Here is a 12,462-nt window from a genome sequence, read left to right as displayed (position 1 = left end):
TAATGACCACATTTAGAATAATATACGCGTGGCTACCATTTCATTAACTACATGTAATTTATATTAAAAAAATTAATTCCAGCGGGTTATGTGCTGAGTCATGGCTACAACACGTCTATAACATTTCATTTTTTACTATCAGAAAGCAATAGAAAAGATGAAATTATGTACAATTTAGCAGCGTGGCTGGTTTTAATTTTTGATAAAAATTAACAGCAAGAGAGTACATCGGGATAAACAGCGGAAATATACATAATATTTTTAAGGTTTATTCTCTATCGAGAATAGTTATTAACACGATTAAGATTAAAATTAGATAGCATGATATTAATGCAACATATTTAGCAATATAAAAAGCAACGCTATCATATTCATGTAAAAAGAGGATTAATAATTTTATAATTTATCAATTGAAATTAATGGATAATCCGGATTTTTAGATAAAAAAATAGCGCCTACACGGCGCTATTCTTATCAATTTTAGTATTAACGCTTCGGTTGAGCGCTTCTTCTTGTGGTATTTCTAGACGCCGGTCTTTGGCTATGTTTCTTCACCGCACGGCGAATTTGATTTGCTTTTGTGCGACGACGGCCACGTTCCACCGGAAGCTTACTTTCGGTTTCTGGTGGTAAGCCTACCATTTCACGCAGGTAGTTTGTGGCGTTCAGATCGAGCTCGGTCCAACCACCGCGAGGCAGTCCTTTCGGCAAGCCCAACGCACCATAGCGAATACGGATCAGGCGGCTAACCTGAACATCAACCGCTTCCCACAGGCGACGAACTTCACGGTTACGTCCTTCTGTCAGCGTGACGTTATACCACTGATTCATTCCCTCACCACCCTGAAAGCTGATAGTGCGGAATGCGGCCATGCCGTCTTCCAGTTGTACGCCTTTTCGTAACTGTTTTATTTTTTCTTCATCAACCTGACCGAACACACGTACCGCGTATTCACGTTCAACTTCACGACTTGGGTGCATTAAACGGTTTGCCAGTTCACCATCGGTAGTAAACAGCAGCAGGCCTGAGGTATTGACGTCCAGACGCCCTACCGCAACCCAGCGGGAGCCGCGCATTTTAGGCAAGCGGTCAAATACGGTTGGGCGGCCTTCCGGATCTTTACGGGTACAGAGTTCCCCTTCCGGTTTGTAGTAGGCCAGCACACGACATACGGTCTCTTCCGGTTCACGCAGAGCAACCACATGACCATCAATACGTACTTTGATTGATGCATTGACTTCAATGCGATCCCCCAAAGTAGCAATTTTACCGTCGACACTGATTCGACCAGCCTGAATCATCGCTTCGATTTCGCGACGAGAGCCGTGACCAGAGTTAGCCAGAACTTTTTGTAACTTTTCGCTCATTGAGCAACCTCGTTTGTCGCCTTCACAGGCGTCATAATAGTGATAAATCTGTCATAGTGATTAATTTATCAGTGGATCTGAATCATACCTTATGCGGCCCTATCCATCAACGAAACGGTGTTGGATCTCCGGCCCCTACTCGCGCTACGACCGGTGACTCATCGGTCAGATCAACTACCGTCGTAGGCTGTTGGCCTAGATAGCCACCGTTGATAATCAAATCAACATGCTTTGATAATGTATCGCGAATCTCTTCCGGATCGGATTCGGCAAAGTCATTACCCGGCAGCATCAGCGTAGTGGACATCATCGGTTCATTTAATTCTGCCAACAGCGCCAATGCTATCGGATTCGATGGCACGCGTAGACCAATGGTTTTACGCTTTTCATTCATCAGGCGGCGTGGAACTTCTTTCGTCGCTTTTAAAATGAAAGTGTAGTTCCCCGGCGTATTGTTTTTGATAAGCCGGAAAGCGCTATTATCAACGTGAGCATAGGTGGAAAGCTCAGACAAATCGCGGCACATCAACGTAAAGTTATGGTTGCTGTCTAGCTGACGAATTCGACAAATGCGCTCCATCGCGTGTTTATCTTCCAGCATACAACCTAATGCATATCCAGAATCCGTCGGATAGACAATCACTCCGCCTTTACGTAAAAACTCTACCGACTGGCTAATCAACCGCGGTTGGGGGTTATCCTGATGGATATAAAAAAACTGACTCATGGGAACTCCTGTGGTGCCAGGCGGTATTAATAAATAAAACCACTCTAATCAACAAATGCCCTATTTTAATTTTTCACGATGCATCAACTACACAAACCAGTTATGCCATACGGGCGTGACTTTATCCGGTAGGAAGAGTCGCCGTCCAAGTTCAACCCAGGCGCAGGGGTAGTGGAAATCTGAGCCTTGGGAAGCCAGTAGTTGGTATTCCTGAGCATACAGCGCCAACTGCGCGCGTTCCTGTGGGGCTTGCTGGCATTGGGAGACTTCTACTGCGTCACCGCCAGCTTGTTTAAACTCGATAATTAGACGTCGTAACCATTTGGCCGACAGCTCATAACGCCCCGGATGAGCCAGCACAGCCTGTCCACCGGCAAGATGAATGGCTTCCACTGCGTCTGTTATTGTACACCACTGAGGCGGTACATAGCCGGTTTTCCCTCGGGCCAGATAGCTTTTAAACACCTGAGCCATATCAGACGCTTTTCCCAACGCAATTAAATAGCGGGCAAAATGCGCTCTAGTAATAGCCGCATCACCGGCAAAACGTTGTGCTCCGTTCAGTGCGTCAGGAATCTGGTGTTTTTCCAATCGTCGGGCTATCTCTTTTGCCCGTTCTGCTCTTCTAATCTTTTGTTCCGCGAGTAGATCGATCATAGCCTTGGAATCGGGATCGATATTCAAGCCAACGATATGAATATCAAAACTCTCCCAACCTGTTGAGATTTCTACGCCATTAATTAAACACAGCGCCAACCCCTTTTCGTCAATAGCTTGTTTCGCAGCCCCTAACGCGCTGGTGGTGTCATGATCGGTAATCGCCAGCACGCTGACGCGCATTTCAACTGCTCGCTCTACTAATTGTGCAGGCGTTAACATACCGTCAGATGCGTTAGTGTGACTGTGGAGATCGTACAGCGGGAAACGCGGCAGTTCTGGTGAAACTGTCACAGAAACCGGCTCATTCTCTTGGGCATCAGAGGGTAATTGTGGGCTATCTAAAGACATGGGGATTTAACGTGATCCTACTTTACTATCTGGTGGTATATGAATCTCTTCAACCAAATGACAATGCACTGGATGGATAATATTCGCTTATTTTCTCTATATGATAACGCTTAATGCTGATTGCCCCTAACAGATAATAAGATTTATTTCAGACGTTTTTTTGATGTAAAACCAGAGTACGCATGTCACTACGACGACTCCCACTCTTCATTTTTCAATCGTGCAAAATGGATGATATTTCATCTTTATGTTGCTCAATTTTTATCTGAAAAATCAGTTATCAATCAGAAATAGAAAAAACTGCGAATCCAGTCCGGTATTCTTAATCAACCTTCGATATAATCACGCCAATTTCCTGCTGAATGGTAACTGAAACGATGGATTATCAACTTGATTTAGACTGGGATGACTTCTTAAACCGCTACTGGCAAAAACGCCCTGTAGTACTGAAGAACGTCATCAAAAACTTTATTGATCCAATCTCGCCGGATGAATTAGCAGGGTTGGCTATGGAGAGCGAAGTTGACAGCCGCTTGGTGAGCCAGCCAAACGGTCACTGGCAGGCCAGTAATGGGCCTTTCGAAAGCTACGATCACTTGGGAGAAAAAGGCTGGTCATTATTAGTACAAGCCGTTAACCATTGGCATGCGCCTTCTGCTGCTCTGGTTCGTCCGTTCCGTAAGTTACCTGACTGGCGCCTTGACGATTTGATGATCTCGTTTTCCGTTCCAGGCGGCGGCGTAGGCCCTCATATTGACCAATATGACGTCTTTATTATTCAGGGTATGGGCAGTCGCCGTTGGCGCGTGGGGGATAAAAAGCCGTTAAAGCAATATTGTCCACATCCTGCCTTGCTGCACGTTGAGCCTTTTGATCCGATTATTGATGAAGATTTAGAACCGGGCGATATTCTGTATATTCCACCTGGATTCCCGCACGATGGCTATACTCATGAAACCGCACTGAACTACTCCGTCGGCTATCGTGGGCCTAACTCTCGCGATCTTATCAGTAATTTCGCCGATTATGTACTGGAACACGATCTGGGTGGTGAACACTATAGCGATCCGGATCTGAAGCTGAGAGAACACCCGGCTGTGGTTGAAAACTATGAGCTGGAACGCCTGCGCGGCATGATGATTAATCTGATTAATCAGCCAGAAGATTTCAATCAATGGTTTGGTCGTTTCGTGACAACGTCACGCCATGAGTTGGATATTGCACCGGCTGAACCCGCCTACCGTTCTGATGAAATCTACGATTCATTAGTACAGGGGGAAAGCTTAATTCGCCTAAGTGGCCTACGTGTGCTGCGTGTTGGTGACCTTTGCTTTGCAAACGGTGAGCTTATTGATACTCCGCACCTTGAAGCAGCCGATGCTTTATGCCGCTATCCATTAATCAGCCAGAAAGAATTGGGTGATGCATTGGAAGACCCGGCATTTGTCGCAGTGCTGGCTCATCTGGTGAATAGTGGGTATTGGTATTTTAATGATTACTGATATCATCCATTTGTTATAAAATTTGTTATAAATAGAGGCCTCGCAATATGCGAGGCCTTTTCATATCAGCATGAGCAAACCAGACTATATCAAAGCGCTATACTGCTTTTTTAAGACCACAGACTTTATTTCCGTCATCCTGCTCCACCGCAAAACAGGCGATCAACTGTCCGTTATAATTCTTCAATACGGGTTTTACTTCAAAACAGGTATCAAAGGCGCGTTGGCAGCGGGCGTTAAAAGCGCAGCCTTGCGGTGGATTTAACGGGCTTGGTAGTTCACCGGTCAGTTTGATTCTTTCACGACGTACATCAGGGTTTAGACGCGGAGTCGCCGAGAGTAACGCCTGAGTATAAGGATGACGTGGATTATTAAAAATCTGGTCTTTAGTACCCTGCTCTACGCAACGGCCTAAATACATCACCATCACATCGTCGGCAATATGCTCAACCACTGATAAATCATGGGAAATGAAGACGTAAGATAGCCCCATTTCCTGCTGCAAATCCATCATCAGGTTCAGTACCTGTGCCCGAACAGAAACGTCCAATGCCGATACCGGCTCATCCGCCACCACAATATCCGGATTAAGCATCAACCCACGCGCAATGGCAATACGCTGGCGTTGACCGCCCGAGAACATATGGGGATAACGTTCATAATGCTCGGTTCTCAGCCCAACCTTAGCCATAATTGCCAGCGCTTGTTCACGGCGTTCCGCTTTAGATAAAGAAGTATTTATCAGTAAAGGTTCTTCTAGTATGTCGCCAATCTTCTTGCGAGGATTCAACGAACCATAAGGATTTTGGAATACGATCTGAATTTTCTGACGGCGAAGCTTTTGGGCGGCAGGATCGTGTTTTAGCAGATCTTGTCCTTGATAGTAGAGTTCACCCTCGGTAGGCACTTCAATCATGGTCAACATACGACCCAGCGTTGACTTGCCACAGCCGGACTCTCCCACCACCGCCAGCGTTTTCCCTCGTTCCAAAGTAAAAGAGACGCCATCAAGGGACTTAACCTGCTGTTGAGGAGAGAACAGCCCATTTTTAACCGAATAATACTTTTTCAGACCAATGGCCTGTAATAATGGATATTCCTGACTCATAACGTTGGCCTCCCCTGATCGTCAAGCGGCGTATGGCATTTCACCTGTCTTCTTGCTTCCCCTTTTAAATCCGGCTCCTGTTTGCGGCAAAAATCAGTGGCATAAGGGCAACGAGGACTTAATAAACAGCCCTGAGGCCGATCGTATTTCCCGGGAACAACGCCGGGTAACGAATTTAGGCGCTCTTTCTCGCTAGAAAATTCAGGTAATGCACGCAACAACGCTTGAGTATAAGGATGGCGTGGAGTACGGAAAATCTCTTCCGCCTTACCGCTTTCCATCACCTGACCGGCATACATCACAATAATGTACTGTGCGGCTTCAGCCACCAGTGCCAAATCGTGAGTAATCAGAATTAACGCCATATTCTCGCGGCGCTGCAATGCTAGCAGTAGTTCGATAATTTGCGCCTGAATGGTCACATCCAGCGCCGTGGTTGGTTCATCAGCAATCAACAACTGAGGGCGGCAGGCGATGGCCATCGCAATCATCACTCTCTGACTCATACCGCCGGATAGTTGATGAGGATAGTTATCCAAACGGGATTCCGGTGCAGGAATACCAACCTGAGTCAATAAATCAACGGCGCGCTGGCGACGCGTTTTTCGATTACCACCCTGATGAATTTTCAGCGCTTCCATAATTTGATAACCCACTGTATAGCATGGATTGAGACTGGTCATGGGGTCCTGAAAAATCATGGCGATTTCATCCCCCACAATCTGGCGGCGCTCTTTTTCAGTGATGGTACGCAAATCCCTGCCATCGAAATGCAAGCCGTTAGCCATCACTTTACCGGGGAAATCAATCAGCCCCATAATGGCCAGTGAACTGACCGACTTACCGGAACCGGACTCCCCTACAATGCCAACCACTTCCCCTTTCTCGACGCTGTAGCTTATGCGGTCAACTGCCCGGAACGGGGTACTGTCATCACCAAAGTGAACGGACAGTTGTTCAATGTCTAATAGTGCCATTTCTTCCCCCGATTACTGCTTAAGTTTAGGGTCGAGCGCATCACGTAGGCCGTCCCCCATTAAGTTGAAGGCCAGTACGGTAAACAAAATAGCCAGCCCAGGGAATGTCACCACCCACCAAGCACTTTGAGCAAACTGCAATACGGAAGAAAGCATGGTTCCCCATTCAGGCGTTGGCGGCTGTGCCCCCATCCCTAGAAAACCCAATGCGGCCATATCCAAAATAGCGTTAGAAAAACCCAACGATGCCTGAACGATCAACGGAGCCAGACAGTTTGGCAGAATATTAATAAACATCTGGCGTATTGGACCCGCCCCCGCCACGCGAGACGCGATGACATAGTCGCGATTAACCTCTGACAATACCGCTGCCCGCGTTAAACGCACATAGTGCGGCAATGAGACAAAGGTCAGGGCCAGCGAAGCATTAACAATTGAGGGACCAAAAATCGCTACCAGCACCAAAGCTAACAACAGGCTGGGTAGCGCCAGCATAATATCGGCTACTCGCATAATCGCGATATCGATAATACCGCCCAGATAACCGGCTATAACCCCTAAAATCACACCAAGGACCAGCGACAGGCTAACCACCAGACAGCCAACCAACAGCGATAACCGTGTACCGTACATCAGGCGAGAAAGAATATCCCTGCCTACGTCATCGGTACCTAAAATATGTTGCATGCTGCCGCCATCCTGCCAGGCCGGTGGTGTCAACAACGCATCACGAAACTGCTCTGCTGGTGAATATGGCGTTAACCACTGGGCGCCAACGGCAATAATTAACATGATGATGATATATATCATCCCCACTACTGCACCTTTATTACGGCGAAAGTAGTGCCAGAATTCCTGCAGCGGCGTCATTGGTTTTGGCGCGGATACGATGACTTCACTCATGATGCGCCTCCTATTTTCTATGCCGAATACGTGGATTCACCACGCCGTAGAGAATATCTACCAGCAGGTTAACCAGAATAATCATAATGGCGATCAGTAATACACCACCTTGTACCACCGGATAATCTCGGCGCTGTAAACCATCAATTAACCAACGCCCCAGCCCCGGCCAAGCAAAGATGGTTTCAGTTAAAATTGCACCCGCCAGTAGCGTACCTATCTGTAATCCAATGATGGTTATTACTGGCAACAGCGCATTACGCAGTGCGTGAATCACAATCACCCGAATGCGACTCAGCCCTTTGGCCCGCGCGGTACGAATATAGTCTTCCCCCAGCACTTCCAACATTGACGAGCGAGTCATACGCACAATCACTGCCAAAGGAATGGTGCCCAGCACCAGCGCGGGTAGAATAATATGGTGAACTGCATCCCAGAAGTCTCCAGCCCCTCCATACAATAAGGTATCTACCAGCATCAGACCGGTTAGCGGTTGGCTATCATCAAGAAAAATAGAATCACTGATACGTCCGGAGACCGGCGTCAGATTAAAATGAACCGAGACCAGCATAATCAGCATCATTCCCCACCAGAAGATCGGCATGGAATAACCGGTTAATGCCAAACTGACAGAAGCATGGTCGAACACCGAACCGCGTTTTACCGCCGCCAATACACCCACGGGAATACCGACTACGATAGCGAATAACATCGCACAGAAACCCAGTTCAAACGTCGCCATAAAACGAGGAACAAATTCGTCCCAAATAGGGATTTTAGTATTGATGGATATCCCTAAGTTACCATGCAATAAATTGACCACATAATTGATGTATTGCTCATACAGCGGCTTATCCAGCCCCAGTTGAGCCATCATTTGTGCGTGACGTTCCGCTGATATACCCCGCTCGCCCGCCATAATCATGACCGGGTCGCCGGGAATGACATGTATAAAGGCGAAGCTTAATAAGGTAATTCCGATGAAGGTTGGAATAATTAGTCCGAAACGCCTTAGGATGAATTGAAGCATAATTGTGTATCTCAGTAGTTATTGTCATGACGACAGATTATGGGTCTGTTACAGAGAGACGCGGTTTAGTCGACTGACCCCGTGCCAGCGTCTAGCGCCGAAACGGGGTCAGAATTAACTACTTCTATTTTTCAATGGACGTGGTAGCAAAAGCATGGCGACGACCGTCAATCACATAGCCTTTAACTTCTTTACGTACCGGTTCAGACACGGTTGAGTGTGCAATCATCAGTGCAGGAGCCTGATCGTGCATCACTACCTGAGCCTCTTTGTACAGCGCAATACGTTTATTGTGGTCAGATTCAACGCGAGCAGCCTGAATCAGATCTTCAAACGGCTTATAGCACCAACGAGAATAGTTTGAGCCATCTTTAGCCGCATCACAGCTAAACAGCGTGGCGAAGAAGTTATCGGGATCCCCGTTGTCACCGGTCCAGCCGATCAGCATCGCCTGATGTTCACCGCTCTTAGTGCGCTTCAGATACTCTCCCCACTCATAGGTAACAATCTTGGCTTTCACACCGATAGCCGCCCAGTCAGACTGAATCATCTCTGCCATACGACGAGCATTCGGGTTGTAAGGTCGCTGTACCGGCATTGCCCACAGATCGATACTGAAACCATCTGGCAAACCAGCTTCTTTTAACAGCGCCTTAGCTTTAGCCGGATCGTATTCATAGTCTTTTACATCATCGTTATAAGACCACATGGTTGGTGGGATCAGGTTTTTAGCGGGCTGACCTGCCCCCTGGAATACCGCATCAATAATTGATTTTTTATTGACCGCCATCGTTAATGCCTGACGAACTTTCAGATTATCCAACGGTGGCTTAAGCATGTTAAATGAAAGATAGCCGACATTCAGACCCGCTTTCTGTTGCAGAACAATATCTTTATCCTGCTTCATTTTTTCCAGATCCGCTGGGTTTGGATAGGGCATTACCTGACATTCATTTTTCTGAATTTTAGCGTAACGCACAGAAGCATCTGGGGTGATAGAGAAGACTAAACGATCGATTTTTGGCTTGGTGCCCCAATATTGGTCGAACGCTTTATACAGAATGCGAGCATCTTTCTGATACTGCATTAACTGGAATGGGCCGGTACCGATAGGCGACAAATCAACCTGCTCTGGCTTGCCCGCTTTCATCATGGCATCAGCATATTCTGCAGAGAAGATAGAGGCAAAATCCATCGCAATATCAGCAATAAACGGCGCTTCTGGGCGCGTTAATACTATCTTAACCGTGTAATCGTCGACCTTCTCAATGCTTTGAATCAGATCCTTCATGCCCATATCACCAAAGTAGGCATAGTTGCCACCGGATACTTTATGGTACGGATGGTTTTCATCTTTTTGACGCATGAAAGAGAAAATAACGTCATCCGCGTTAAAGTCGCGGGTGGGTTTGAAATCTTTATTGCTGTGGAACTTCACGCCTTTACGCAAATGGAAAGTATAGATTTTACCATCGCTACTCACGTCCCACTTCTCGGCCAGACCGGGAATAGTTTCAGTACCACCAATTTTAAACTCGACTAAACGGTTATAAATAGGCACCGAGCTGGCATCAAAGCTTGTACCACTGGTATACAATTGTGGACTAAAGCCTTCAGGCGATCCCTCAGAGCAATATACCAATGTATTTGCCTGTGCACCGGCGACAAGACCCAGCGCAGCCAGTCCAATACTCAAATTAAGTAACTTCTTTTTCATTATTAACTCCCACGATAATAGGATGTCGTTTGCTTGTTTTGTTTACGATCCGGTTAACGGTAGTTTCTTTGCATTTCAGTAACGCAATTTATTATTTATATTGATCGTTTATTGACTTAGCGATCAATAAACAGTCAATGACCAGCGCAACCCTATACGGGTGATAAATAACAAATCGCATAAAAGATACATTTCATTAACATTTACGCAAATGAAGTATAGCCATAAAATTTAAATCAGAATGGTTGAAGCGATTTTGTATTTTTATGCTAAAAAATAACAAATAATTAGTTAATTAAATCGCTAATGTTATTTTTTTATTTGAAATACCAGATGAGAAATCGCTGTTATCTTTTTTCACAAGAAGGGAAAAAGAAGAATTAAGCAATAGAGAAAGGATTAGTTTTAAAACTCTGAATTTCATCACACTTTTTGAATAATTTGGTTTAAAAATTAAACAAAAAAGGTTGCACTGAATAATAACATCGTCATTTATCGTGCAACCTAGTTAATTTGTTTAACTCAAAAAGTATGCGTTTTAGCTTTATCTGCGGTTAATTCCGCAATGCGCATGATGACTGAAACCGCCTTCTCCATACCCTCAACCGTAACAAACTCATATTTGCTATGAGCATTGTAGCCACCTGTAAAGATGTTGGGACAAGGAACCCCCATATAAGAAAGGAGCGCCCCATCGGTTCCCCCACGGATAGGATTGACTATCGGTTCAATCTGGTTATCTAGTACCGCCTGACGCGCAATATCAATAACGTGAGGATAACGAGCGACTTCATCGCGCATATTGTAATAAACGTCTTTGATGCTAACTTCAATATGGCAGTCTCGATGTAACCCTTCCCCGACCTGCTGTGCAACCTCAATCAACATACGTTTACGACGATCAAAACCATCACGCTCAAAATCACGAATCAGATAGCTCATTTCAGCGTAATCAACGCCGCCGCGCATGGCATTTAAGTGGAAAAAACCCTGATGTCCATCGGTATGTTCTGGCGTTTCCTTTTCGGGAAGCGCCTGCTGAAAACGGGCGGCCAGAGAAAGTGCGCTAACCATCACCCCTTTGGCTGAACCAATATGTACCGCGTTACCGACAATTTTTATCGTCGCCTGAGCGGCGTTGAAGTTTTCACACTCCAGTTCACCCACGCCACCGCCATCCACGGTATAGGCCCATTTGGCGCCAAACTGTTCAACATTAAAATTCTTCATGCCTTTACCCACCTCTTCATCGGTTGTAAACGCAATTCGAATATCGCCATGAGGTACATTACGACCTTTAAGACAGGCTATCGCAGTAATAATTTCCGCAATACCTGCTTTATCATCCGCACCCAGCAATGTTTTTCCATCGGTGGTGATCAGTGTATGACCGTACAGTTGATGTAATATCGGAAACATCACGGGGGATAACACTTCATCACCAATACCTAATGCAATATCACCACCGCGATAATTTTCTACAATTTGCGGCCTTACCCCCTTGCCTGAAACTTCGGGTGAGGTATCCATGTGGGCAAGAAAACCGATGGTGGGAACTGACCAGCCAACATTTGAGGGTAACGTTGCCATCAAGTAGCCACTGTCGCTTAATACAACATCCGTTAATCCCAGTTCAATCAATTCCTTTCGCAGGTTTTTCGCCAACACGGTTTGCCCTTCCGTACTCGGGATCTGGCGAGCATTCGGTCTTGACTGAGTATCAAACGAGACGTAGTGAAAAAAGCGATCGAGTAGTCTATCCATTTTTATCCCCTTAAATATATCCTTATCATTATGCGTATCCCTCGGTTCAAAATATTGCGTCAAGTCAGTTTTAGACCTGTTTTTACATGATATTTAAAGGAAATAGGTAGCAAAAAAATAATATCTAAAGGCCAATTTATTCTTTTCGGCAACTCGTTGTTAACCATAAAAAATTATATTGATAAAAAAACACACAATAATTGCCTAAATAGGCTTTCATTTATTGGCGTCAGGGTCTATTATCCGCGCTCGAAAAATCGAATGGGGTCACTGGTTTTGGATTGGCAGAAATAAGCGGAATAAGTCAATTGCGCTACACTTAATGTTTATCCATGCAGTCTTTCCAGTGATGGTTCTA

10 protein-coding genes are annotated in these 12,462 nt (G+C 45.7%); 1 reads left to right on the top strand and 9 read right to left on the bottom strand.

The window, feature by feature from the left end:
* Positions 1-486: 486 nt before the first annotated feature.
* The 3 genes from rluB to rnm form a co-directional block, all read right to left on the bottom strand.
* Positions 487-1,368: a 23S rRNA pseudouridine(2605) synthase RluB gene (gene rluB / locus HYN51_RS06550; protein ID WP_108899284.1), complete on the bottom strand. Its 882-nt coding sequence runs from the start codon at positions 1,366-1,368 to the stop codon at positions 487-489.
* Positions 1,369-1,474: 106 nt separating this feature from the next.
* Positions 1,475-2,095 (bottom strand): L-threonylcarbamoyladenylate synthase, encoded by a 621-nt coding sequence (locus HYN51_RS06545; RefSeq protein WP_108899283.1) that lies wholly within the window; start codon positions 2,093-2,095, stop codon positions 1,475-1,477.
* Positions 2,096-2,182: 87 nt separating this feature from the next.
* Positions 2,183-3,103 (bottom strand): RNase RNM, encoded by a 921-nt coding sequence (gene rnm / locus HYN51_RS06540; RefSeq protein WP_108899282.1) that lies wholly within the window; start codon positions 3,101-3,103, stop codon positions 2,183-2,185.
* Positions 3,104-3,480: 377 nt separating this feature from the next.
* Between rnm and HYN51_RS06535 the strand changes: the two genes are divergently transcribed.
* Positions 3,481-4,605, top strand: a complete 1,125-nt coding sequence (locus tag HYN51_RS06535; RefSeq protein WP_108899281.1) for a ribosomal protein uL16 3-hydroxylase — start codon at positions 3,481-3,483, stop codon at positions 4,603-4,605.
* 97 nt (positions 4,606-4,702) lie between these two features.
* Here HYN51_RS06535 and dppF read toward each other — a convergent pair whose 3' ends face one another.
* From dppF to pepT, 6 genes are all read right to left on the bottom strand, one after another.
* Positions 4,703-5,713, bottom strand: a complete 1,011-nt coding sequence (gene dppF / locus HYN51_RS06530; RefSeq protein WP_108899280.1) for a dipeptide ABC transporter ATP-binding subunit DppF — start codon at positions 5,711-5,713, stop codon at positions 4,703-4,705.
* On the bottom strand, positions 5,710-6,690 hold the full coding sequence (gene dppD / locus HYN51_RS06525) for a dipeptide ABC transporter ATP-binding protein (RefSeq protein WP_108899279.1): 981 nt from the start codon (positions 6,688-6,690) through the stop codon (positions 5,710-5,712). Before dppD ends, dppF begins: the two co-directional genes overlap by 4 nt.
* A 12-nt stretch (positions 6,691-6,702) precedes the next feature.
* Positions 6,703-7,593 carry a dipeptide ABC transporter permease DppC gene (gene dppC, locus HYN51_RS06520; RefSeq protein ID WP_108899278.1) on the bottom strand — a complete coding sequence of 297 codons (891 nt, stop codon included), beginning with the start codon at positions 7,591-7,593 and terminating at the stop codon, positions 6,703-6,705.
* Positions 7,594-7,603: 10 nt separating this feature from the next.
* Entirely contained in the window at positions 7,604-8,623 is a 1,020-nt protein-coding gene (dppB, locus tag HYN51_RS06515; RefSeq protein ID WP_108899277.1) for a dipeptide ABC transporter permease DppB, read from the bottom strand.
* A gap of 124 nt (positions 8,624-8,747) precedes the next feature.
* Entirely contained in the window at positions 8,748-10,340 is a 1,593-nt protein-coding gene (gene dppA / locus HYN51_RS06510) for a dipeptide ABC transporter periplasmic-binding protein DppA (protein ID WP_108899276.1), read from the bottom strand.
* Positions 10,341-10,862: 522 nt separating this feature from the next.
* Entirely contained in the window at positions 10,863-12,104 is a 1,242-nt protein-coding gene (gene pepT, locus HYN51_RS06505) for a peptidase T (protein WP_108899275.1), read from the bottom strand.
* Positions 12,105-12,462 lie beyond the last annotated feature (358 nt).

Origin of the sequence: Limnobaculum parvum, from assembly GCF_003096015.2 — a bacterium.
GTDB lineage: Bacteria > Pseudomonadota > Gammaproteobacteria > Enterobacterales > Enterobacteriaceae > Limnobaculum > Limnobaculum parvum.
The sequence above is the reverse complement of the archived record's forward strand: the minus strand, read 5'-3'. Positions and strand labels throughout refer to the sequence as shown.